This is a genomic window from Bradyrhizobium sp. UFLA03-84 (assembly GCF_002289535.1).
In the GTDB taxonomy this organism is placed as follows: domain Bacteria; phylum Pseudomonadota; class Alphaproteobacteria; order Rhizobiales; family Xanthobacteraceae; genus Bradyrhizobium; species Bradyrhizobium viridifuturi.
The window spans coordinates 260,410-281,535 of sequence record NZ_NSJY01000017.1 but is presented as its reverse complement, the minus strand read 5'-3'; the positions used below and the strand labels follow the sequence as shown (position 1 = coordinate 281,535).

Annotated in this window: 24 protein-coding genes and 1 pseudogene; 16 read left to right on the top strand and 9 right to left on the bottom strand. The window is 64.3% G+C overall.

Going from position 1 to position 21,126, the window contains the following annotated elements; all coding sequences use genetic code 11:
• Window positions 1-12 precede the first annotated feature (12 nt).
• The 3 genes from CK489_RS34020 to CK489_RS34010 all read left to right on the top strand — a co-directional run bounded on the left by CK489_RS34020 (window position 13) and on the right by CK489_RS34010 (window position 2,325).
• Window positions 13-903, top strand: a complete 891-nt coding sequence (locus CK489_RS34020; protein ID WP_050629149.1) for a LysR family transcriptional regulator — start codon at window positions 13-15, stop codon at window positions 901-903.
• 95 nt (window positions 904-998) lie between these two features.
• Window positions 999-1,727, top strand: coding sequence for an SDR family oxidoreductase (locus tag CK489_RS34015; protein ID WP_095735725.1), 729 nt, complete (start codon window positions 999-1,001; stop codon window positions 1,725-1,727).
• A gap of 106 nt (window positions 1,728-1,833) precedes the next feature.
• Window positions 1,834-2,325, top strand: coding sequence for a GlcG/HbpS family heme-binding protein (locus CK489_RS34010; protein ID WP_050629151.1), 492 nt, complete (start codon window positions 1,834-1,836; stop codon window positions 2,323-2,325).
• Between the two features lie 162 nt (window positions 2,326-2,487).
• On the opposite strand, the gene CK489_RS34005 is transcribed toward CK489_RS34010, so the two are convergent.
• A complete protein-coding gene (locus CK489_RS34005; protein WP_095735366.1) occupies window positions 2,488-3,150 on the bottom strand; it encodes a TetR/AcrR family transcriptional regulator in 663 nt (220 codons plus the stop codon).
• Window positions 3,151-3,405: 255 nt separating this feature from the next.
• Between CK489_RS34005 and CK489_RS34000 the strand changes: the two genes are divergently transcribed.
• From CK489_RS34000 to CK489_RS33980, 5 genes are all read left to right on the top strand, one after another.
• Window positions 3,406-3,948 carry an OsmC family protein gene (locus CK489_RS34000; protein ID WP_095735365.1) on the top strand — a complete coding sequence of 181 codons (543 nt, stop codon included), beginning with the start codon at window positions 3,406-3,408 and terminating at the stop codon, window positions 3,946-3,948.
• A gap of 35 nt (window positions 3,949-3,983) precedes the next feature.
• A complete protein-coding gene (locus CK489_RS33995) occupies window positions 3,984-5,096 on the top strand; it encodes an acyl-CoA dehydrogenase family protein (protein ID WP_198961093.1) in 1,113 nt (370 codons plus the stop codon).
• Window positions 5,097-5,192: 96 nt separating this feature from the next.
• The gene (locus CK489_RS33990; RefSeq protein ID WP_050629155.1) at window positions 5,193-6,071 is read left to right on the top strand and encodes a sulfurtransferase; all 879 of its coding nucleotides are present in this window, start codon (window positions 5,193-5,195) and stop codon (window positions 6,069-6,071) included.
• A 99-nt stretch (window positions 6,072-6,170) separates the two neighbouring features.
• Complete coding sequence (gene cynS, locus CK489_RS33985) at window positions 6,171-6,659, top strand: cyanase (RefSeq protein ID WP_050629156.1); 489 nt, start codon at window positions 6,171-6,173, stop codon at window positions 6,657-6,659.
• Window positions 6,660-6,973: 314 nt separating this feature from the next.
• Window positions 6,974-7,891 (top strand): tetratricopeptide repeat protein, encoded by a 918-nt coding sequence (locus tag CK489_RS33980; protein ID WP_095735363.1) that lies wholly within the window; start codon window positions 6,974-6,976, stop codon window positions 7,889-7,891.
• Between the two features lie 231 nt (window positions 7,892-8,122).
• Here CK489_RS33980 and CK489_RS33975 read toward each other — a convergent pair whose 3' ends face one another.
• Window positions 8,123-8,953 (bottom strand): isocitrate lyase/PEP mutase family protein, encoded by an 831-nt coding sequence (locus CK489_RS33975; RefSeq protein ID WP_095735362.1) that lies wholly within the window; start codon window positions 8,951-8,953, stop codon window positions 8,123-8,125.
• 115 nt (window positions 8,954-9,068) lie between these two features.
• On the opposite strand from CK489_RS33975, the gene CK489_RS33970 reads away from it, so the two are divergent.
• Window positions 9,069-10,013, top strand: a complete 945-nt coding sequence (locus CK489_RS33970; RefSeq protein ID WP_095735361.1) for a LysR family transcriptional regulator — start codon at window positions 9,069-9,071, stop codon at window positions 10,011-10,013.
• A gap of 60 nt (window positions 10,014-10,073) precedes the next feature.
• On the opposite strand, the gene CK489_RS33965 is transcribed toward CK489_RS33970, so the two are convergent.
• Window positions 10,074-10,397 carry a DUF1476 domain-containing protein gene (locus CK489_RS33965; protein WP_050629159.1) on the bottom strand — a complete coding sequence of 108 codons (324 nt, stop codon included), beginning with the start codon at window positions 10,395-10,397 and terminating at the stop codon, window positions 10,074-10,076.
• Window positions 10,398-10,746: 349 nt separating this feature from the next.
• Here CK489_RS33965 and purC point away from each other — a divergent pair, with 349 nt between their 5' ends.
• The 6 genes from purC to CK489_RS33935 all read left to right on the top strand — a co-directional run bounded on the left by purC (window position 10,747) and on the right by CK489_RS33935 (window position 14,723).
• A complete protein-coding gene (purC, locus tag CK489_RS33960) occupies window positions 10,747-11,514 on the top strand; it encodes a phosphoribosylaminoimidazolesuccinocarboxamide synthase (RefSeq protein WP_016843454.1) in 768 nt (255 codons plus the stop codon).
• Between the two features lie 15 nt (window positions 11,515-11,529).
• Window positions 11,530-11,772: a phosphoribosylformylglycinamidine synthase subunit PurS gene (gene purS / locus CK489_RS33955; protein ID WP_021077860.1), complete on the top strand. Its 243-nt coding sequence runs from the start codon at window positions 11,530-11,532 to the stop codon at window positions 11,770-11,772.
• Between the two features lie 13 nt (window positions 11,773-11,785).
• The gene (locus tag CK489_RS33950; RefSeq protein WP_244486212.1) at window positions 11,786-12,364 is read left to right on the top strand and encodes a hypothetical protein; all 579 of its coding nucleotides are present in this window, start codon (window positions 11,786-11,788) and stop codon (window positions 12,362-12,364) included.
• Window positions 12,365-12,368: 4 nt separating this feature from the next.
• Window positions 12,369-13,070, top strand: coding sequence for a phosphoribosylformylglycinamidine synthase subunit PurQ (purQ, locus tag CK489_RS33945; protein WP_050629160.1), 702 nt, complete (start codon window positions 12,369-12,371; stop codon window positions 13,068-13,070).
• A gap of 5 nt (window positions 13,071-13,075) precedes the next feature.
• Window positions 13,076-14,053, top strand: a complete 978-nt coding sequence (locus tag CK489_RS33940) for a tripartite tricarboxylate transporter substrate-binding protein (protein WP_095735360.1) — start codon at window positions 13,076-13,078, stop codon at window positions 14,051-14,053.
• 79 nt (window positions 14,054-14,132) lie between these two features.
• Window positions 14,133-14,723, top strand: coding sequence for an invasion associated locus B family protein (locus tag CK489_RS33935; protein WP_095735359.1), 591 nt, complete (start codon window positions 14,133-14,135; stop codon window positions 14,721-14,723).
• 37 nt (window positions 14,724-14,760) lie between these two features.
• Here the strand turns inward: CK489_RS33935 and CK489_RS33930 are convergent, their stop codons facing one another.
• The 4 genes and pseudogenes from CK489_RS33930 to CK489_RS33915 all read right to left on the bottom strand — a co-directional run bounded on the left by CK489_RS33930 (window position 14,761) and on the right by CK489_RS33915 (window position 17,188).
• Window positions 14,761-15,312 (bottom strand): CPBP family intramembrane glutamic endopeptidase, encoded by a 552-nt coding sequence (locus CK489_RS33930; protein ID WP_095735358.1) that lies wholly within the window; start codon window positions 15,310-15,312, stop codon window positions 14,761-14,763.
• Between the two features lie 91 nt (window positions 15,313-15,403).
• A pseudogene (locus CK489_RS33925) lies at window positions 15,404-16,391 on the bottom strand (DMT family transporter).
• Between the two features lie 72 nt (window positions 16,392-16,463).
• Complete coding sequence (locus CK489_RS33920) at window positions 16,464-16,754, bottom strand: putative quinol monooxygenase (RefSeq protein ID WP_050629163.1); 291 nt, start codon at window positions 16,752-16,754, stop codon at window positions 16,464-16,466.
• Between the two features lie 59 nt (window positions 16,755-16,813).
• The gene (locus tag CK489_RS33915) at window positions 16,814-17,188 is read right to left on the bottom strand and encodes a winged helix-turn-helix transcriptional regulator (RefSeq protein ID WP_095735356.1); all 375 of its coding nucleotides are present in this window, start codon (window positions 17,186-17,188) and stop codon (window positions 16,814-16,816) included.
• Between the two features lie 108 nt (window positions 17,189-17,296).
• Between CK489_RS33915 and CK489_RS33910 the strand changes: the two genes are divergently transcribed.
• Window positions 17,297-18,010, top strand: a complete 714-nt coding sequence (locus tag CK489_RS33910; RefSeq protein WP_095735355.1) for a glutathione S-transferase family protein — start codon at window positions 17,297-17,299, stop codon at window positions 18,008-18,010.
• Window positions 18,011-18,102: 92 nt separating this feature from the next.
• Here CK489_RS33910 and CK489_RS33905 read toward each other — a convergent pair whose 3' ends face one another.
• Both CK489_RS33905 and CK489_RS33900 read right to left on the bottom strand, forming a co-directional pair.
• Complete coding sequence (locus tag CK489_RS33905; RefSeq protein WP_245350610.1) at window positions 18,103-20,313, bottom strand: alkaline phosphatase family protein; 2,211 nt, start codon at window positions 20,311-20,313, stop codon at window positions 18,103-18,105.
• Window positions 20,314-20,589: 276 nt separating this feature from the next.
• Entirely contained in the window at window positions 20,590-21,081 is a 492-nt protein-coding gene (locus tag CK489_RS33900) for a PaaI family thioesterase (RefSeq protein ID WP_050629166.1), read from the bottom strand.
• Between the last annotated feature and the right edge of the window lie 45 nt (window positions 21,082-21,126).

Genomic DNA, 21,126 nt, shown 5'->3' with positions numbered 1-21,126 from the left:
GAAAAGAGATAGATGGCCATTTCCATGGACCAGCTCGAATCGTTCGTGGCGGCCGCCGAGCAGGGCTCGTTCTCGGGCGCGGCGCGGCTGCTGAAGAAGGCGCAATCGGCCGTCAGCACGCATGTCGCCAATTTGGAAACCGACCTCGGCATTGCGCTGTTCGACCGGGCCGGGCGCAACCCGGTGCTGACCGAAGCGGGGGCGCGGCTGTTGCCGGAAGCGAAGCTGATCCTCGATCGCCGCGAGCACCTGATCGGCGTTGCCAGCAGCTTCGAGGCGCATGTCGAGAAGCGGCTGGTGGTGGCGATCGACGAGCTCTATCCGGAGAGCGCGGTCGGCGAACTGTTCGCGGAATTCGCCACGCGCTTTCCTCATGTCGAGCTCGAGCTGCTGTTTCCGATCATGGAGGACGTCAGCCGCCTCGTGCTCGACGGCAAGGCCGATGTCGGCGTGATGTGGCGGCAGGAGCAGCTGCCGCCCGAGCTCGGCTTCAAGACCATCGGCTGGGTGCCGCTGCAGCTGGTGTGCGGCAAGAACCATCCGCTCGCGCATGGAAAGGTGGACTGGGAGGAGCTGAAGCGGCATCGCCAGATCATGGTCACGGTGCGCAACGAAGGAACCGAGCGGCACCGCCTGCGTGTCGCGGCGGAGGTGTGGTGGGTCGAGAGCCATTGGGTGATCCTGCAGATCCTCAAGCACGGCGTCGGCTGGGCGTTGATCCCGGCGCACATCATGGCGAGCTCGCAGGTCGCCGAGGAACTGGCGGTTCCCGAACTCGACTTCGACGAGGGTGCGCATCCCGTCGCGCTCGAAGTGGTCTGGCACAAGCAGCGGCCGGCTGGACCGGCGGCAAAATGGCTGCGCCGCCGTTTCGCCACGCGGCCGCCGATGCTCCGCCTGTGAGCGCCGGACGCGCGCGTCGTGCATCGCATGGCAGCTGACAGCGCGACCGCGATGTGTTGCCATGCCTGTCGCACTGACCTGACAGGGTGGAGACGATGGCGAAGCAATTGGAAGGCAAGGTCGCGGCCGTGACCGGGGCGGCGTCCGGCATCGGACTTGCGAGCAGCGAGGCGATGCTGGCGGCCGGCGCGCGCGTGGTGATGGTCGATCGCGACGCCGCCGCGCTCGCGGCGCTCGCCGGCAGGCACGGCGATGCGGTGATCCCGCTGGTCATCGACCTGCTCGATCCCGCGGCCTGCGCGACACTGCTGCCGCGCGTGCTGCAGAAGGCGGGCCAGCTCGACATCCTGCACGCCAATGCCGGCATCTATGTCGGCGGCGACCTCGTCGATGCCGACAGCGGCGCGATCGACCGGATGCTGAACCTCAACGTCAATGTCGTGATGAAGAACGTGCATGATGTGCTGCCGCACATGATCGCGCGGGGGACCGGCGACATCATCGTCACGAGCTCGCTCGCCGCGCATTTCCCGACGCCCTGGGAGCCGGTCTATGCGTCGTCGAAATGGGCGATCAACTGCTTCGTCCAGACGGTGCGCCGCCAGGTGTTCAAGCACGGCATCCGCGTCGGCTCGATCTCGCCGGGGCCGGGGATCAGCGCGCTGCTCGCCGACTGGCCGGCGGAGAAGCTCGCGGAAGCCAAAGCGTCGGGCAGTCTGCTTGAGGCAAGCGAAGTCGCCGAGGTCGTGATGTTCATGCTGACTAGGCCGCGCGGCATGACGATCCGCGACGTCGTCATGCTGCCGACGAATTTTGATTTGTAGGCGGCAGCCCGCGCGGGCTCCGAATTTTGTCCGGCGCAGCGGGATTATTCCGCGCCGGCGAGGGTTCAATAGGGCGCACAACAACATCTCTCAGGGAGGCTTCTTCATGCGTCGTGTCAGTCTGTCTTTGTTCCAATCCATCACCATCCTCGCCGCCACGCCTGCGCTGGCGCAGGCACCGTTGGTCGAGAAGAACGTCTCGATGGCGATGTCGCTGGCGATCATGCAGGCGGCGATCGATCAGTGCACCAAGGACGGCTACAAGGTGTCGGTCGTGATCGTCGACAAGGGCGGCAATGTCGCGGCCTCGGTTCGCGGCGACGGCACCGGCCCGCACACCATGGAATTCGCGCGAATGAAAGCCTACACGGCGCGCACCCGCAGCCAGACCTCGCTCGCGACGATGAAGCAGATGGAAGATCCCGCTAACGCCTTCCTCAAGCAGATCCCGAATGTTGTCGGCGTCGGCGGCGGCGTTCCGATCAAGGCCGGCAGCGAGGTGATCGGGGCTGTCGGCGTCTCGGGCGCGCCCGGCGGCGAGAAGGATGAGGTCTGCGCCAATGCCGGCATTGCGAAGGTGGCGGACGCGCTGAAATAGCGCCGAGAGACGATATGATGACAAGGCGGTGGGCGTTGCGGATCGCGCGGCGCCCCCGCTGCTAAAGCATGATCCGGAAAAGTGCTTGGCGGTCTTCCGAAAAGATCATGCTCAAACAATGAATTAAAGCGCGACGACAATTCAACCCAATCTCATCGCGCTTCAGACCGCGAGTAGCTGTTCCACGGCGCTGTCGGCGCGCTTCGCCTTCTTCGCCCTGGCCGGTGCGAACAGGTTGCCTGCGGCGAGGCCTGCAGTATCGGCGACGGCCGGATCACCCGACACCATGGCGGCGACGATGGCGCCGTCGATCAACAGCGCGAGCTGATGCGCCAGCACGGCCGGCTCGGTTGCGCCCATCTCGGCGGCGAGCTTCTCGATATGCGCCAGCACCACCTTCTTGTGCTTCAGTGCGATGTTGCGGAACTGCTTGGCATCCTTGTCGTGCTCGGCGACCGCATTGATGAAGGGGCAGCCGTAGAAGCGTTCCTCGGCGAACCAGGATTTCAGGGCAGGGAAGATCCGCGACAGCTTCGTCTGCGGATCGCCGCCGCCGGCCTCGATCGCGCCGATGAACCATTCGCGCCACTGCCGGCCTTCGCTCTCGAGCACCGCATGCACGAGGTTGGTTTTCGAGCCGAACAGTTTGTAGAGCGTGGTCTTCGCGGTTCCAGCCTCGTCGATGATCGCATCGATCCCGGTGGCGTTGATGCCGTTCTTGCAGAACAGATGCGTCGCCGCATTGAGCAGGCGTCCGCGCGCCGATTCATCGTCGCCGGCGCTGAACGCCGCGGCTGGTTTTTTCTTCGCAATCGATTTGGCCATGCGCGGCAGTAAATCGGAGCGCGGCGAAATCATCAAGCCGCATCTTCATGCGCGCCTTCCTGCGCTGAAAATAATCGCAGGCCCGCGGCATCTGCTTGGCGATTGAGCAAGACGGCGCTGATCAATCCGCAGGCAGACCCCCTTAAGCGCCTGCGGAATTTCGCCTTTTGATGTGGGGCCGGACTGGCACGCTTCGTGCAGGAAACAGACCGTTCGGTATCCTGACCAATTCCATCGCTCCCAGGGAGAAAACTGATGACCGCTGTCGCTCAAAAAACCGTACTGACCGGCTGCCTCGCGCCGATCGACAGAGGCGGGCTCGAGCAGCTCATTGCCAACGGCAAGGCCAACCCGAAGGTCGTCAAGACCTTGAAGTGCAAGACGGTGGCCGAGGGCAAGTTCCGCCACGCCAACTACATCCGCAACCTCGCGCCCTACATCGTCGACGAGCCGCCGGGCCTGCTTGGTGACGACACCGCGCCCAATCCCTCCGAAGCCTCGCTCGCCGCGCTCGGCTCCTGCCTTGCAGTCGGCCTGCACGCCAACGCCGTGCATCGCGGCTGGATCGTCAACAAGCTCGAGCTCGAGCTCGAGGGCGACCTCAACATCACGGCGGTGTGGGGCACCGGCGACGTCAGCGAGAAGCCGGTCGGCTTCACCGACGTCCGCGTCAAGGTCGACATGGAGTGTGAAGGCATCGCGCAGGGCGAGATCGACGCGCTGGTGGCGCATGTGAAGAAGTGGTCGCCGGTCGCCAACACCTTCACCCGCCCCGTCAATCTCGAGGTCAGCGCTTAGGCGCCAATCGGCAATTCAAGGTGCGGAGACCACCCATGGGTTCACTGGCTTTATCGCGGGTCGCAGCTCAAGATCCCGCACCGACCATCACGGACGAGGTCGCGCGCCTCGCCCGCCAGGAGCTGGCACCAATCGCATCCGCGATCGATGCCGGCTCGGTCTATCCCGGCGAGTTCCTGCGCCGGCTCGGCGAGGTCGGGGCGTGGAGCAGCCATGTGCCGCAGGAGGGCCCCGCCGACCTGCGCTGGGCCATCCAGTCGATGGCCGCGATCGGCGAGGTCTGCGGCGCCACCGCCTTCATGGCCTGGTGCCAGAACACGCTGGTCTGGTACGTCGCCAATTCCACCAATGTGAAGCTCGCCGCGCGCTTCGGCGACTGCTTCTCCCGCGGGCGCGTGCTGGGCGGCACCGGGCTTTCCAACCCGATGAAGAGCTTCTTCGGCATCGAGCGGCTGAAGCTCAGGGGTCGCAGGGTCGACGGCGGCTACATCGTCCGCGGCGCGCTGCCCTGGGTGTCGAACCTCGGGCCCGGCCATTACTTCGGCACCATCTTCGAGCGCGAGGAGGAGGACGGCGGCACGGTCATGTTCCTGGCCGATTGCTCCGATCCCGCGATCACGCTGACACCGTGCAAGCCGTTCCTGGCGATGGACGGCACCGGCACCTACGGCGTTCAGTTCCGCGACGTGTTCGTGCCGGATGAATTGATCCTCGCCGAGCCGGCCGCTCCCTTTGTCAGGAAGATCCGCGCCGGATTCATCCTGCTGCAGGCCGGCATCGGCCTCGGGCTGATGCGGGACTGCATCAACATCATGGACGAGGTCCACGCGCCGCTCGGTCACGTCAACCGCTATCTGCCGCAGCAGCCGCTGCAATTCCGCGAGCTCTATGCCGAGTTCGAGAAGGAGGCGATGACGCTGGCGGGCGATCCCTACAACGCCGACGACAGCTACTGGCGCCGCGTCGTCGCGCTCCGCTTGCGTATCGGCGATGCCAGCGTCGCGGTCGCGCATGCGGCGATGCTCCATTGCGGCGCGCGCGGCTACCTGATGAGCCACCGCGCCCAGCGCCGGCTGCGCGAAGCCTATTTCGTCGCCATCGTCACGCCCGCCACCAAGCAGCTGCGCAAGATGCTGGCGGACGGCTGAAGCATGATCCGGAAAAGTGGGGACCGGTTTTCCGAAGAGATCATGCTCAAACAAGTTCGGGACCACCACGACTGCAACCGCAAACAGGAGAGAGCCATGACGGACGTTCTGATCACCGCCGGCGAACTAGCCGAGCTCGTCACAAAGGAGCCGTGTGTCGTCATCGACACGCGCAATCCGGATGCCTATGCGGCGGGACATCTGCCCGGCGCGGTCAATGTGCATGACATCTTCACCTATCTCGCGACTTCGACGCCCGAGGGCATGCACGCGCTGAAGACCAAGTTCGCCGACGCCTTCGGCGCCGCCGGCCTCTCCGGCAAGGAGACTGCCGTGATCTACGAGCAGTCGATGAATTCCGGTTTCGGCCAGTCCTGCCGCGGTTACTACCTGCTGGCGATGCTGGGCTATCCCAAGATCAAGGTGTTGCACGGCGGCTTCGATGCCTGGAAGGCGGCGGACCTGCCGGTCACGACTGACGTTGCGGTGCCGGCGAAGGCCGGATTTGCCATCGTGCCGGAGGCCGGCGACATCATGATCGATGCCAAGGCGATGCTGGCGGCGGTCGGCAAGCCGGGTGTCGCGATCCTCGACGTGCGCGACGTCGACGAGTGGATCGGCGAGAGCTCGTCGCCTTACGGGAAGGATTTCTGCCCGCGCAAGGGCCGCATCCCCGGCGCGGTCTGGCTCGAATGGTACCGGATGATGAAGCCGACCGGCGAGGGGCCGCGCTTCAAGTCGAAGGACGAGATCCTCGCCGAATGCGCGACCGTCGGCATCTCGCAGACCACGCCGGTCTATCTCTACTGCTTCAAGGGGGCACGCGCCTCGAACACCTTCCTGGCGCTGAAGAACGCCGGCGTGAAGGACGTGCGGATGTACTTCGGCTCCTGGAACGAATGGTCGCGCGATCCGGCGCTGCCGATCGACGAGGGCTTGCCGACCGCTGCCGTCGTAACAGGCAAAGCGGCATAAAATCTGCATGTTTGTCGGCGTCCGGCGGCATAAGATGCGGCCGGACGCTGATCAATGCCGGCGTCGGTACTGCGTGCCGGTCCCCACGGAGGAAGCCTCATGAAACGCGAAGACCTCACCGAAAAGCTGCTCGACATCAAGCGCGAGAAGGGCTGGAGCTGGAAGCATATCTGCGAGAAGATCGGCGGCTATTCCGAGGTCTTGATCGTTGGCGCGATCCTCGGCCAGATGAAATTGACAAAACCGCAGGCGGCCAATGCCGGCGAGCTGTTCGGCCTGTCGAAGGCCGAGACCGCGATGCTCAACGAGGTGCCGATGCGCGGCACCGGCACGCCGATGCCGCCGACCGATCCCCTGATCTACCGCTTCTACGAGATGGTGATGGTCAACGGCCCGGCGTGGAAGGCGTTGATCGAGGAGGAGTTCGGCGACGGCATCATGTCGGCGATCGACTTCGACATGGCGATGGAGCGCGTCGCCAATCCGAAGGGCGACCGCGTCAAGATCACGATGAGCGGCAAGTTCCTGCCCTACAAATATTATGGTGCCAGCGGCAACGTGCCGGAATACGGCTTCAAGGAAGGGTGAGGGCGGCGCGGAGCGGCGATCCGGAACATAAGGATTCCGGGTTTGGTCCCCTTGGATCATCCCGGAACGACAGGGTGAGGCCCGTCGCTCAAACTCCGTTCGCACCTTCTCAATCGATACTATTTCCGGGATACATAAGGCGTCTTCCGGGATACATAAGGCGTCGCTTTCTGCGCGCCTTTCCGAATGGAGCGCGCTATCGCAAATACAAGTAGCTGCTGACTCGTCCTGCAACCTCATGCTATCTCACTTGACTGTCGGTCGGGGCGGGAAGTCACGTGAAACGAAGTACATGCGGCCTATTTGCAGGTGCGATGGCGGTGTTGGCAACGAGTCTATCGTTGCCAGGCGTCAGAGCGAATTCCACCGAGGACTGGGCAAAGTGCCTGAGTATCGAGAAAATTCCACCTTCGGAGCGGATTTCAGGTTGCACTGCCGCGCTGGCCTCGAGATCTGATAGCTGGGCTTACAGCAGGGCTTACTATCTTCGCGGACAAGCGCATTTTGATGAGCAGAATTTTGAGGCCGCCGTCGCCGACGTCTCACAGTTTCTTCATTCCTACCCCAACAACGTGCAGGGACTCCAGGTACGTGCAGCCGCATATTTCAGGCAGCGCAACTTCGACCCTGCGATTGCAGACTACACCCGTGTGATCGAGATCGAGCCAAAGGGCTCGTTTGCCTACATCTATCGCGGGGACGCGTATCGAGCGAAGGGTGAGCTTGATCGTGGTATCGCTGATTACAGCAAAGCGATCGAGATCAATCCTACGTTCGCATTCGCGTATTTTGGTCGCGCTATGATCCATTGGCAGCGCGGGTCCCTTTCCCAGTCTTTGGCGGATTTTGACGAGGCAGGTCGGCTCAATCCGAAAAGCGCTTATGCGGCCTTGTGGCGCGACATCATTGCCCGGCGCAGTGATCAACCGAGCCGGTTGGCAGACGTGGCAACGCATCTCGACATGACGAAGTGGCCCGCCCCGATCGTCAACCTCTTTCTGGGCACGTTGACATCGCAGCAAGTGCTCGACGCTGCCGATGATTCCAATCCAGAAAAGAAGAGAAGCAAAGTCTGCGAGGCGAACTTCTATGTTGCGGAGCTTGCCTTGCAGCGCGGCGCCAGGGATGACGCGAGGCGGTCGCTTGAGTTGGCCGCAGCCGATTGTCCGAAGCCCTTTGTCGAAGGCTGGGCTGCCGCCATCGAACTCAAAACGTTGCGCGCTAGTCCGTGACCGCCCGAACGGGGACCCACGATGGGGCGCTTTGACTCTGTCCGTTACTCGCAATTCACTGCAGGATCGCCCGCGGCGCGTAGCGGTTTCAGCCGTCGTTGCTACGAGCGAGCGGAGAAGTTGCAAGGCACTTTGTGGACGAAACAATCCGTCCCACTGCGCGTTTGCTTCGCTGGGCTTGTTATCGGGCGCGCGTTGGCGCGATCCGTCGACTCGCCGTGATGATGGTCATCAACGTGCCGCTGACCCCGCAACGAACGCTTCGCGCACCTCCTTCACCGGTGCCATGTCGCGGACGAAGGTGAACGCGCCATTGTCCTTCATTTCCCGGGCACATCGCAGGAATGCAGCCAGCGCGTGGCGCTCCATCGCGCCACCAACGCTGATGCGCTTGACGCCGGCGGCCGACAGCTGCTCGACCGTCAAGGTCGGATCGGCAAAACCCATCACGAGATTGAACGGCCGCTTCAGTGCCGAGACCACGGTCTTGATGGTGCCGAGGTCGTACAGACCCGGTGAATAGAGCACATCGGCGCCGACCGCCTCGAAGGCCTGCAGGCGCTTGATGGTGTCGTCGAGATCCTGGCGCCCCCAGAGGAAGTTTTCCGCCCGCGCCGTCAGCGTGAACGGGAACGGCAGGGCCCGCGCCGCTTCGACCGCCGCCTGCACCCGCTCAACCGCGAGCGAGAAGTCGTAGATCGGGTGCTCGCGATTGCCGGTCGAATCCTCGATCGAGCCGCCGACGACGCCGGCTTCGGCGGCGCGCGCGATCGCCTTTGCCGCGGTCTTCGGATCGTCGGCGCCGCAATTCTCGAGGTCGGCATTGACCGGCAGGTCGGTGGCCTCCGCTATCACCCGGCAGTTCTCGATGATGGCATCGAGGCTGATGGTGGACTGCCCGAGCGTGTTGGCGACCCCGAGGCTGGTGGTCGCGAGCGCCTCGAAGCCCATCGCCGCGAGCAGCTTCGCCGTGCCGGCATCCCACGGATTTGGAATGATGAAGGCGCCGCTCCGCTGATGCAGCTCGCGAAACCGTGCTGCCTTGTCTGCCTGGGTGCGCATGTGAGCTCCTGATGGTTGGAAGAAAGCGACTGGCAGCAGCGATAGGGCAGTTTCAGCCATCAGACAAATTTGTTATTTCTCTCGATATCATCAGCTTTTTGCATGAGGCGAGGCAATGGATAGCGACGCCCTCAACACGTTCCTGATGGTGCATCGGCGCGGCGGGATCTCGAATGCCGCCAAGGCGCTGCATCGCTCGCAGCCTGCGATCTCGAGGCGCATCGCGCTGCTCGAGCAGGAGCTCGGTGTGCCGTTGTTCGAGCGCATCGGAGGCAAGACGCGGCTCAGCGATGCCGGACGGGTGATGGTGCCTTATGCCGAACGCGCGGTGGCGGCGGCGCAGGATGCCGAGAACGCGGTGCGCGCGCTGCTGCGCGACAATTCCGGTCCGGTGGCGCTGGCGGTGACGGGCACACTTGCGGGCGAGCGGCTCTCGAAGGTGCTGAAGCGCTTCGCCCGCCGGCATCCCGATGTCGCGCTGACGCTGCGCACTGCGACCAGCGCGGAGGTCAGCGATTTGATCCGGCGCGGCGAGGCGACCATCGGGCTGCGCTACGATCGCGACCGCTCAGCTGACCTCGATTGCGAGGTGCTGTTCGCCGAGCCGCTCGGGGTGGTCTGTGCGCCGGACCATCCGCTGGCCGGACGCCGGGTCGGCAGGCTCGCCGATCTGAGGGACGAGCGATGGATCGCGTTTCCCGAGGTGCCGGGACGGCGGGAGATCGCCGCCTCGCACGTGTTCGCCCTGTTCCTGACCCACGGGCTCGGCGAGATCGACTGGACGCCGGTCGACAGCCTCACGGCGCAGAAGCGGCTGGTCGAGGCCGGACTCGGGATCGCGCTCTTGTCACAAAGCAATGCGGCGGAGGAGCTGCGCGCCTCGACGATCGCGACGATTCGCGTCGGCAATCTCAGCGCAAGCCACGAGGTCGTCGCGGTGACGCGGCATGGCGGCTTCCTCAGCGCCGCGTCGCGCCGTCTGCTCGACATCATCCGCGCTGAGTTCACCAGGGCGAGGGGTACAAACGCGTCGCGCCGGGACAATGCCCGGCGCGCGTAGAAGATCGTACTGGAGCGTTGCGGGGCGTGAGCTCAGGTTCGCGCCGTCAGGTTCCTGCGTTCAAGTCCCCGCCTTGACCTGGGCCACGGCCACGGCCAGCAGCTCGTCCATCTTGGCGCGGATATCGCGCTCGGTGGCGGGCTGGCCCTTGGCGGTGAGGTCCTTCAGCACCTTGTGCAGGACGTCATTGTCGCCGGCTTCCGCGAAGTCGGCGGCCACCACGTCCTTGGCATAGGCGTTGGCGGCGTCGCCGGTGATGCCGAGCTTCTCGGCGGCCCACAGGCCGAGCAGCTTGTTCCGGCGCGCTTCCGCCTTGAACTTCTGCTCCTCGTCGAGGGCGAACTTCTTCTCGAAACCTTCCTCGCGCTTGTCGAATTCGCTCATGGCCGAAGTTCCAATCCCCTGCTGAATGCGGGCCGCAGCTCCGTTGCGGCAGCCCCGATGCCTGCCTAGATAGGTGGGAGGAATCGGCAAGACAACGAGCCGTTAAGCCGCAGGCAAAACAGGCGGAATCGGCCCTTTTCGATAGGGCGGTATAAGTACCCGCAAGGGGGCACTATCGATTGTGCTGAATGGGCCAATCGGATAGGTTGCCAACAGGTGTGGTTCTTGTTCTGTTTCCAGTTGGATAGCTCAGGTTCCAGGCCTCCGCGGCAGCTCCGTCGTGGGTCGTAACCCCAAGTCATCCGGAGCACCCAAATTCATGGATTTCAACAAAACACGGTACATCCCAATGAGCCGTCGACGCCGCATTTATGAAGGCAAGGCCAAGGTGCTTTACGAAGGCCCCGAGCCGGGAACCCTGATCCAGCACTTCAAGGACGACGCGACCGCGTTCAATGCCAAGAAACACCAGGTGATCGAGGGCAAGGGCGTCCTCAACAACCGGATTTCGGAGTACCTGTTTCAGCACCTCAACGACATCGGGGTGCCGACCCACTTCATCCGCCGCCTCAACATGCGCGAACAGCTGATTCGCGAGGTCGAGATCGTGCCGCTCGAGGTGGTGGTGCGGAACGTCGCCGCCGGCTCGCTGTCGCAGCGGCTCGGGATCGAGGAGGGCACCCAGCTGCCGCGCTCGATCATCGAGTTCTATTACAAGAACGACCAGCTCAACGACCCGATGGTGTCGGAAGAGCACATCACCGCGTTCGGCTGGGCGACGCCGCAGGAGATCGACGACATCATGGCGCTGGCCATCCGTGTCAACGACTTCCTGACTGGTCTTTTCCTCGGCATCGGCATCCGCCTCGTCGATTTCAAGATGGAGTGCGGTCGGCTGTTCGAGAACGAGATGATGCGGATCATCGTCGCTGACGAGATCTCGCCGGACTCCTGCCGGCTGTGGGACATCAAGTCGAACGAGAAGCTCGACAAGGACCGTTTCCGCCGCGATCTCGGCGGTCTGCTGGAAGCCTATACCGAGGTGGCAAAACGGCTCGGCATCCTGATCGAAAACGAGCGTCCGGCCGGCAGCGGCCCGGTGCTGGTGAAGAGCTAAGTTTAAGGGGCAATCGTGAAGGCACGCGTCACTGTCACATTGAAGTCGGGCATCCTCGATCCGCAGGGCAAGGCGATCGAGGGCGCGCTGAAGTCGCTCGGCGTCGATGGCATCGCCAGCGTTCGGCAGGGCAAGGTGTTCGACATCGAGCTCGCCGCGACCGACAAGGCCAAGGCGGAGGCGGCGCTGAAGGCCGCCGCCGACAAGCTGCTGGCGAACACCGTGATCGAGAACTACCGGGTCGAGGTCCTGAGCTAGCCGGGCGAGCCAGATGACAACAGCCACCCTCGCTGCTGGCGGTGACCGTATCGTCGTCCGATCGTTGTTGGCTGCCCTGCTGACGGTTGCTGGAAGCGGCGGTGTCTCGGCGCAATCGGCGCCGCCGCCACCTTCCGCCGCGACGCAGGCGCCGCCGTTCACGGTCAGCGGATGGAGCTACGAGCGCCGCGGCTCAGATGTGCACATGTTCCGCTGCGCGCAGTCGTCCTGCGGCGCGGGCTCCAAGGTGAGCTACCGGTATTATACCGGCGGAAAGCAGATGACGCTCGACCAGTTCCGTGCAGGGCAGGAGCAGATCATCAAGGCGCTGGAGCAGCGGACGCCCGGACAGCGGATTACGCTGCTCGGCGTTGACGGCGACAAGGGCACGGCGACGCCGCGCATGTTCAAGGCACGGCGTCTGACTGTGACGGCCGATGGCGCAAGCGAGTATCAAGTCAGCGGCTTGCTGATCGGCGGACAAGGCTCTGCCAGCCTGATCAGTTCGGCGCGCGACGAGAAGGCCAGCAACGACAATTACGCAAAGTTTGCCGCCGCAGCGAAGCTCGTGCTGGCGCCCAAAACCAGGTGATCCGATGAAATCAGCCGTCCTCGTCTTCCCCGGCATCAATCGCGAGCGTGACATGGCGCGCGCGCTCAAGCTCGCATCCGGTAACGAGACCGCGATGGTCTGGCACGCCGAGACCGCGCTGCCCAGGGGTACCGACCTCGTGGTGGTGCCCGGCGGCTTCTCCTACGGCGACTATCTGCGCTGCGGCGCGATCGCGGCGCGCGCGCCCGTGATGGACGCGGTGCGCGACTTCGCCGCCAAGGGCGGGCTGGTGCTCGGCGTCTGCAACGGTTTCCAGATCCTCTGCGAGTCCGGCCTGCTGCCCGGCGTCTTGATGCGCAATGCCGGGCTGAAATTCGTCTGCCGTGACGTGCACATGAAGGTCGAGCGCTCCGACACGCCGTTCACCCGCGGCTACAATGCCGGCCAGGTGATCCGCGTGCCGGTGGCGCATGGCGAGGGCAATTACGAAGCGGACGAGGAAACGCTGAAGCGGCTCGAGGGCGAGGGGCGGGTGCTCTACCGCTATTGCTCGACCGATGGCGTGGTCGACGAGGCCTCCAACTTCAACGGCGCCGCGCATTCGATCGCCGGCATCGTCAACGAGCGCGGCAACGTGCTCGGCATGATGCCGCATCCGGAAAATCACGTCGAAGAGATCATGGGCTGCACCGACGGCCGTGGCCTGTTCGCCGGGCTGGTCCAGCAGTTCGAGAAGGCGGCATAACGGAAATGCTGGGGCGGTGGTGCCTTGCCGCTGCTGCGGCACTCGTTTTTGCGTCGGCAGTCAACGCCCAGGATCTCCCAAAGCAGGTCTTTCCCAAGCGCCCGATCACGATGATCGTGCCGTTCACCGCCGGCGGCACCTCGGACGTGATTGCGCGCGCGGTCGCCGACCAGATGAGCGCGGCGCTCGGCCAGAGCATCATCATCGAGAATGTCGGCGGCGCTGGCGGCTCGACCGCGCTGACCCGCGCCGCGCGCGCCGAGCCGGACGGCTACACGATCGCGATCGGCAATGCCGGCACCAATGCCGCGACCTACACGATCTATCCAAAACTGTCGTTCACGCCCGATTCCTTCGCGCCGATCGCCGTGGTGGCGAAGACCTTCGGCATCGTCGCGCTGCGCAAGGATTTCCCGGCCAAGGACCTCAAGGACTTCATCGACTACGCCAAGAAGAATCCGGGCAAGGTCAATCTCGGCCACGCCGGCGTCGGCTCGTCGAACTACCTGATCTGCAAGAGCTTCGTGCATGCTGCCGGGATCGACGTGCAGCTGGTCGGCTATCGCGGCGCCGCGCTCGCGCTGACGGATGCGATCGGCAGCCAGATCGACGGGGTCTGCGATGCCGCGGCCTCGGTGTCGCAGGCGATCGACGACAAGCTGGTGAAGGCGGTCGTGGTCGGCTCGACGGTGCGGCTCGCCTCGCTGCCGGAGCTGCCGACCTCGAGCGAGGCCGGGCTGCCCGAGTTCGAGGCGCAGGGCTGGAACGGCCTGTTCGCGCCGAAGGGCACGCCGCCCGAGATCATCGCCAAGCTCAACGCCGCCGCGCGCACCGCGGTCGCAAGCGAAGCGGTGAAGAAACGCTTCGTCGACCTGTCGACGGTTGCGCCCGACGCCGATGAGCTCGCACCCGAGGCGTTGCAGCAACTGGTGACGCGCGACGTCGCGAAATACCGCACGCTGCTCGCGGACGACAAGAAGTAGTGCCTCCGCGGCGCGCAACTCCCTATTGTAAACACAGTCTACGGCAAGCCTGCATTCAGGTCTGATCGGGGATGCGGCCATGCGCCGTGTTGTCTTGCGCTGCTGCGCCGGCATGGCGCTCGCTTGGCTCGTTGCCGGTGCCGCGGCCGGCGAACAGTCTGACTTGACTTACTCACCCTGGGCGAAGTTCTGCCTGGGCGATGCCTGCTTTGTCGGGCGAGACGGTCGATTGAAGATAGGGAACGTCGATTGCGGGCCGGTCGTATCAGCCACGCTCATCGCGCGCACCGGAGATACCAGGAAGACGTTGCGCGTCATCTTGCCGACCCGGGTGAAGGTCGAACGCAGCGTTCGGATCACCCTCGATCAGGGGCAAGCGATTGAGCGGCCCTTCACGAGCTGCTTTGCCAGCGGTTGCATCGCAGACTACGACGCGGGGCCGGAACTGGTCGATCAGCTCAAGCAAGGGCATATGCTTGCCCTGGAAGCAATCGACAAGGCCAACTCGCCGATCGGCCTGATCGTACCGCTCGCCGGCTTTGCTGATGCCTACGATGGACCCGCACAAGAGACGAAGGTGGTCGAGCTTTCAAAGGAGGAAATGCGGGCGAGATCAGAGGAGGCAGAGCGCGCTGAAGAGGAGCGCAAGGCCCGCTGCGAAGCGCGATAGGCGACGGTAGTCGCCGCTTCCAAAACCGGCTTCAGATTCAGGTAAAGGCGATCAGGTCAACGACATAGTGGGCCAGCACGACAGGCCAAAGCGCGCCTGATCGCCGGTACATCACCATAAAGAGGATGCCGATTGTTGCGGCAAGCAGGACGTTTCCGATCCCGGCCCACCAGTGATAGGCGCCGAACATGACAGACGTGACCAGAACGGCAAGGCTGCCGTCGCCCACATAGCGCTGCGCGATGTTCCGAAGGCATCGCCTGAAAATGATCTCTTCGCTGACTGCCACCAACGCAAGGCCGAAGACAAAGTCGAATACGTAGAGCCAGCCGGTCGGACGCGGATACACACCGATGACGGTCGCGGGAAGGGCTGCATTGATGAGGCGTCGCGGCCACTGACTCAGACGCTCCAGGAGCGAAGTTGCCGCGATCCAGACCCCGATTTCGAGGAGGGAGATCCGGTTCTGCCCTGGTCGAAAGGCAACAGTTCGTGCCGCGGGAATAGCTGCCAGGACGGCCAGAGCGGCGATCCGGCCGCCATAATCCCAAGCAAGCCAATTCGCTGCATGATGCTGATGCAGTCGCATGACTTGGGATGCAAAGAGCGGAACGAGCGCAAGTAGAAACCACTAGGCCGCGGGCACGCGATGGGCGTTTGAATTGGCCTGGGCTGTCATTTCAAAGGCCGCGCAATCGTCCCAGCCAGCGCTTGACCGCGTCTGCCGGCACCGTCATCGCGGCGACGCCGAACATGACCAGCACCAGACCGAGCGCCAGGTTCGACGGCACGGATTCCCCGAGCAGGATCACCGACAATGCGACGCCGATCGGGATGCGCAGGTAGCCTTGCGCGTTCGTCGTCAGCGTGCCGAGCCGCGTCAGGCACATGTAGAACAGCATCAACCCGAATGCGCTGGAGAAGATGCCCATCACGACGGTGGCGACCAGCGCTTGCGGCGTCGGGTGCAGCGTCCAGGGATGGTCGACGATCAGGGCGACGGGCAACAGCACGGTGCCGCCGAACAGCAGCGAGCCGGCGGCAACCACCATCGGATCATAATCGGAGAGTCGCAGCCCGAAGATTGTCGCGCAGGCAAACGAGATGGTGGCGAGCAGGATCGCGATCTCGGCGAATATTTCCTTGCCGAAGCCCGAGAGCGCGTCGAGGCCGATGATCGCGACCGTGCCGGCGAGGCCGAGGATGGCGCCGACCAGCTTGAGCAGCGAGGCCGGCTCGTGCCGCGTGATCGACCCAGGTGATCAGGAAGGCGAAGATCGGCGTGGTCGAGGCCAGCACCACGGTGTTGGACGCCGGCACGTAGAGCTGCGCCCAGGTGATCACCAAAAACGGGATCGTCGAGTTGATGGTCTGCTGGAAGGCGAACAGCTTCCACGCCTTGATGTCGGTCGGGATGCGGATGCCGCGGATCCGCAGCACCACGAGCAGGAAAGCTGCGGCCACCAGCGAGCGCGCCGAGATGAAGGTGACCGGCGGGATCGAGCCGAGCCCGATCTTGGTCAGCGGATAGGTCGAGCTCCAGCAGCAGGCCAGCGCCAGCAGCAGCGCATAGTCGCGCCAGCCGCGCGCGCCCGGCGCCGATGTCGACGCCGTGGGTGTGATCGCGGGAGCCGTCACGCCGCCCGCTCTAGCTGTGCTCTTCGGCACCTTGATTGGCTCCCTGCCAGGAGACTGATACTTCGGGACTGCAGCTTAGGCCAGCGGAGAGTCTTCGGCGCCTCACACGATCATCTCGCTGCGGCACAGGTCCGGCGGGCGATCGACAAGCCGGTTTACCGTATGGAGGAATTCTACGGTATGCGGCAGCGTGGCGTGTAAATCGAATGCTGCTTCATCGGTCCAAATCGAGTGAATGACGAAGCGGGCACTGTCGCGGCTGCCGCGGAAGACGTGGAAATCCCTGCATCCGGTCTCTGCGAGCGAGGGCGCCGCGACCTGGCGCAGCGCGGCTTCGACGGCGCGTTCCTGTCCCGGAGCAGCGTGAAACTGTGCGAAAAAGTAGAATGGCATCGGCTCACTCTCAATTCTGCCCTGCGGCATATTCGAAACGACGCGTGCATGCGGCAGTATCAATCAGGCCGCGAGACTTTCGCAACCGCGCTCTCGCTATTCGCGGTGTCGGCCTGTAGCCCATCTTCAGCGGTTGCTTCCCACCATTCGCCGAGGGCATCGATCAGCGGCACCAGCCGATGCCCGGCCGACGTGAGCTCGTACTCGACACGCAAGGGGTATCCCTGGAATTCCATACGCTCGACGATGCCGGCGTCCTCGAGCTTGCGCAGCTCCAGGGTCAGCATCTTGTGCGAGATGGTCGGGTTGTCGCGGCGCAGGTCGCTGAAGCGCTTGGTGCCCTGCTTCAGATAATAGATCAGCAGCGTCGGCCAGCGGCCACTCAGGATCTGCATCACTTCTTCGATCGGGCAGCGGGAGACGAGAGATTTCATGGCGGCTCGTGGTTACAAAAAGGTGCGTAATTTACATCCCGGATGTGGCGAATAGGGTCCGGCTCCGCTGCGCAGCGTGATCGTCAGATCATCACCGGAGACCACATCATGGAACCTATCCTTATCTATGGCTTCCCGCTCGGAAGCTCCATGGGGCTCATTGCGGCCCTCGAATGGCTGCGCAAGCCCTACCGCCTTTGCCGCGTCGACATGCTCGGCGAAATGCGCGATCCCTCCTATGCGCGGATCAATCCGCGGCACGAGACGCCGGCTTTCGTCACCGACCAGGGCAGGGTGCTCACCGAGAACATGGCGATCGCAAGCTGGCTCGCGGCGCGCGATACCGAGCGCCGCATCAGCTTCGAGCCGTTGTCGCCCGAGGTCGACCGGATGCGTTTGCTGATGGCGTTCGTGAACACCGGCTTCACCGCGGCGTTCAGCCCGTTGTGGGCGGCGCTGGAGATGCAATCGCCGGCCCCGGCGATGCAGTCGGCGCTGCGTCAGTGGGGGAAGGGCAATGTCGTGCAGCGGCACGACAGGCTCGAGGAACTGATCGGGGATGCGCCGTTTCTGCTCGGCGACCATCCGACATTGGCGGATGGGCTGCTGATCGGTGTCGCGCGCTGGCTCGAATTCCACGCCGTCGCCGACCGCAATCGCTGGCCGAAACTGGCCGCCCTTCGCGCACGCCTGGAGGCCGATCCGGCCGTGATCTACGCGACAGCGCTGGAGAACGGTGACAGCAGTCCGGGAACGGGCGCTTGCCTCGGTCACGTTGCGCTTGCCGAGGTGATCGAGCGGTTCGGCACGCCGCGCGCGTGAGTGATTCCCGGAGGCGGGATTGCGAGGCGGTGGACGCGGCTTGGCGTCCACCGCCAGGAATTTGCCGAAAGGATGCTAGCGCAGCACCTCGTTCAGCACCTCGCCATCGACCTGGTGCGGCGTGGTGCCGAGCATCCGCATGATGGTCGGCGCGACGTCGATGTTGCGCATGTGCCGTACCACGGTGTCCTTCCGTGCGGCCCCGCGGCGATGAACGTCGCGCTCATCACCGGAAGCTCGGGATCGTGTCCATGGGCGCCGTAGAAGTTCGGCATCGACAGCGCGGTGGTCGCCGAATTGAACGGCGCGTCGCCCTGGCGCGCGACGCCGGGGTTCTGGATACCGTCGAAATTGTAGCCGGGCGCCATCAGCGCGAACACGTCGCCATAGTCCTGGCCGACGGTCTTGCTGGTGCACTGTCCAGTGCCGGCGTCGCATTGCAGCGGCCGGGTCTCGACGACGGGGAAGATGCGCTGATCCCTCAGCGAATAGTTGAAGCGTGCATTGGGATCGACCGCGTTCTTCACCGCATCGGTGATCTGCGCCACCAGGGCGCGGTAGGTCGCCAGATCCACGGTGCCGCCGAGCTCGCGGTTCTGCAGGTTGACGTAGATGTCGGCGGCGGGACCCGAGGTGCGGATGCCGACCTTGCTGGTGTCGATACCCGCGTTGCGCAGGATGTTGGTGAGATTGACCGAGGTGTGGAACGGCGCGAAGCCGTGGTCCGACACCACGACGACGTTGCTGTCATGGCCCGCGGCCTCGGCAATCTGCCTCACGGCCTTGTCGGCGGTCTGGTAGGCGAAGCGGATGTAGGAGGCGTAACGCTTCACCTTGGCTGGATCCTGGTTGGCGCCGATCGAGTTCGGATCGGTCGGGCTGGTGCCCTGGCGCGGATCGGTGAGCAGGAACTGGTGCTCGGAGCCATCCGGCTGCTCGATATAGACCATGACGAGGTCGGCATCCGGATGCGTCTTGATCGCGCGCTCGCCGATATTGGCCTGGTAGCGCACGAAGGTCTTCACCATGTCCTCGAACATGGTCTCGATCTCGAGGTCGGGGAAGCCCGTGAAGCCCGGGCTCAGGCGCTCCGGAATGCGGAAGTCGGCTTGCGGACGCCAGAACCCGATATTGTTGTTGATGTCGTCGACATCGGCGAGGACAGGCGTGTTGCGCGGAATGTAGTTGGCGCCGTAACGGGCGAAGCGCACCACCGAGAGGTCCGGCGACAGCGCCGAGACGAAGTACGCGGCGCCGACCTTGGCGCCGCTGCCTTCGAAGAAGAACGGCGCGTTCTCGCCGCCGAACTTGACATAGGCCGGTCCGGTCGAGGGCGCGTGGAACGGCCCTGCGGTGATGCCGCGGTTCTCGTCGAAGAACACCAGCGTGTCGTAATTCACCTTGCGATCGTTTGTCGTGTCGATCGCGGCGACGCGGATCGAATATTTCACGTCGAGCGTCGAGGCATTGGTGCAGGTCGCGGTCGCCGCGGCCGAGCACGAGAACGTCTCGACCGGCGCCGAGGTCACCAGCACCGGGCTGAACGAGAAATGTCCGGCGGCCTGCAGCGCCGCCACGATGCCGGGATCGGCGGTGAAGTCGCTGCGCGACAGCGTAAAGCCCTGGGCGCCGATGCCGCCGAACGCGCCGAACGGCACCGTGAAGTCGGTGATGCGGGTCGGTTGCGCCGGCTGCACCACGGTCTTGTTGATGGAGATGTCGGCGCCGTCGCCGCCGGGCCAGGTCGCGGTGACGACCTTCTTGCCCTGCTGGCGCAGCTGAACCCACAACGGCTGCGCCGTCGGGTTTGCCGTCGGCCCGAGCGGACTTTCGCTGTAGCCGCCGATCGGCGCCGCAAAACCGCTGATGCTGCTTGAGATCGGCCCGACGATCGGCTGGAACGTGTTCGAGGGGATATCGTTATGAACCGCCGTCGAACCGGTCGCGATCGCAATGTGCGACACCGCGGTGAGCGACGGTGACGCCGTCACGTTCTGCAACGCCACCGCGCCGCGGCGGCTGAGCCGGGCGAGACCGCCGTCGCGCGGCAGCACGCCTTCCTCGATGAATTTCTGGATGAAATCGGGTTTTGCGCCGTCGAGCGAGATCAACACCACGCGCGACTTGCGGCCATGATGACCGCCGTCATGATCTTGGTCCTGATCCTGATCGTGACCGCGGGAATCGCTGCCGCGATCGCCATTATCGCCGTCCTGTCCGGCGGGCGCCGGAGTTGCGATCCACGGCAGCGATGCGACAAGCGTCATCGCCGTCGTGGCGGAAACCAACGTTTTCAATTTCATGAGAATGCCCCAACCTCGCTGCGCGAATGCACAAACGGAAACCGTTCGGCAATCTACGGACGCTTGGCTGACGGCCATGTGACGCATGCGCGACGACGCAACGACAGCGCATCTGCGCGTCACAACTGCAGTGTGCATTGCTTCACGCGAAGATCGCGCGTGAACGCAACGCGCTAGCGCTCTGCTATCGATTCAGTGCGCGTCGATGTAACGGCTGGATGACGGCGCGTGGTCACGGACCTGAGGCGTTCTCGCACGAAGCGGTGACGCGCGCGCTTACGCTGTCGGCTCCGCAGGCGCCTTGCGCTTCACCCGCTTGATCGTGCCGGAGAAGGTGAACAGCGGCCGCCCGGCCGATGTCAGCATGCCGCGCACGAAGATCAGCGACATGCCGGCGCGGGTGACTTCCCCGGTGCATTCGATCAAATCGCCCTCGCGGGCGGCGTCGAGGAATTCCGAGGCGAACGAGACCGTGACGCCGGGGCCCTGGAGCACGGAACCGGCGAGCGCGAACAGGCAGTAGTCCGCGAAGGTCATGAAGCAGCCGCCATGGACGTTGCCGGAGCCGTTGAGGTGCTTCTTGGCGACCCGGAACGCGCAGGAGATGCGGCCGTTCTCGTCCATGCGGTGGTAAAACGGGCCGGTATGGGTCTCGAAATTGTCCCGAGTCCAGGTTCGCCAGCCGGCGAATTCGCCCTCGGTTTCGACATGCAGGTCGGGGCGGCGGTTGAATGCGGTGTTGAGTGCGGTCGGGGCGAGTTCGTTCACGAAATCTGGGCCTTCAATTATCGGGTTCGGGTCCTTAAATCCGAT

Bases quoted from the DNA above. Each gene is read 5' to 3' on its own strand.
- CK489_RS34000 (WP_095735365.1), top strand. From the start codon at position 3,406: ATGACCGCTGTCGCTCAAAAAACCGTACTGACCGGCTGCCTCGCGCCG.
- CK489_RS33930 (WP_095735358.1), bottom strand. From the start codon at position 15,312: ATGCGACTGCATCAGCATCATGCAGCGAATTGGCTTGCTTGGGATTAT.
- purC (WP_016843454.1), top strand. From the start codon at position 10,747: ATGAGCCGTCGACGCCGCATTTATGAAGGCAAGGCCAAGGTGCTTTAC.
- CK489_RS33990 (WP_050629155.1), top strand. From the start codon at position 5,193: ATGACGGACGTTCTGATCACCGCCGGCGAACTAGCCGAGCTCGTCACA.
- CK489_RS33965 (WP_050629159.1), bottom strand. From the start codon at position 10,397: ATGAGCGAATTCGACAAGCGCGAGGAAGGTTTCGAGAAGAAGTTCGCC.
- CK489_RS34020 (WP_050629149.1), top strand. From the start codon at position 13: ATGGCCATTTCCATGGACCAGCTCGAATCGTTCGTGGCGGCCGCCGAG.
- CK489_RS33935 (WP_095735359.1), top strand. From the start codon at position 14,133: ATGCGCCGTGTTGTCTTGCGCTGCTGCGCCGGCATGGCGCTCGCTTGG.
- CK489_RS33980 (WP_095735363.1), top strand. From the start codon at position 6,974: ATGGCGGTGTTGGCAACGAGTCTATCGTTGCCAGGCGTCAGAGCGAAT.
- CK489_RS33950 (WP_244486212.1), top strand. From the start codon at position 11,786: ATGACAACAGCCACCCTCGCTGCTGGCGGTGACCGTATCGTCGTCCGA.
- cynS (WP_050629156.1), top strand. From the start codon at position 6,171: ATGAAACGCGAAGACCTCACCGAAAAGCTGCTCGACATCAAGCGCGAG.
- CK489_RS33970 (WP_095735361.1), top strand. From the start codon at position 9,069: ATGGATAGCGACGCCCTCAACACGTTCCTGATGGTGCATCGGCGCGGC.
- CK489_RS34010 (WP_050629151.1), top strand. From the start codon at position 1,834: ATGCGTCGTGTCAGTCTGTCTTTGTTCCAATCCATCACCATCCTCGCC.
- CK489_RS33995 (WP_198961093.1), top strand. From the start codon at position 3,984: ATGGGTTCACTGGCTTTATCGCGGGTCGCAGCTCAAGATCCCGCACCG.
- CK489_RS33975 (WP_095735362.1), bottom strand. From the start codon at position 8,953: ATGCGCACCCAGGCAGACAAGGCAGCACGGTTTCGCGAGCTGCATCAG.
- CK489_RS33915 (WP_095735356.1), bottom strand. From the start codon at position 17,188: ATGAAATCTCTCGTCTCCCGCTGCCCGATCGAAGAAGTGATGCAGATC.
- purQ (WP_050629160.1), top strand. From the start codon at position 12,369: ATGAAATCAGCCGTCCTCGTCTTCCCCGGCATCAATCGCGAGCGTGAC.
- CK489_RS33940 (WP_095735360.1), top strand. From the start codon at position 13,076: ATGCTGGGGCGGTGGTGCCTTGCCGCTGCTGCGGCACTCGTTTTTGCG.
- CK489_RS33920 (WP_050629163.1), bottom strand. From the start codon at position 16,754: ATGCCATTCTACTTTTTCGCACAGTTTCACGCTGCTCCGGGACAGGAA.
- CK489_RS33905 (WP_245350610.1), bottom strand. From the start codon at position 20,313: ATGAAATTGAAAACGTTGGTTTCCGCCACGACGGCGATGACGCTTGTC.
- CK489_RS34005 (WP_095735366.1), bottom strand. From the start codon at position 3,150: ATGGCCAAATCGATTGCGAAGAAAAAACCAGCCGCGGCGTTCAGCGCC.
- CK489_RS34015 (WP_095735725.1), top strand. From the start codon at position 999: ATGGCGAAGCAATTGGAAGGCAAGGTCGCGGCCGTGACCGGGGCGGCG.
- CK489_RS33910 (WP_095735355.1), top strand. From the start codon at position 17,297: ATGGAACCTATCCTTATCTATGGCTTCCCGCTCGGAAGCTCCATGGGG.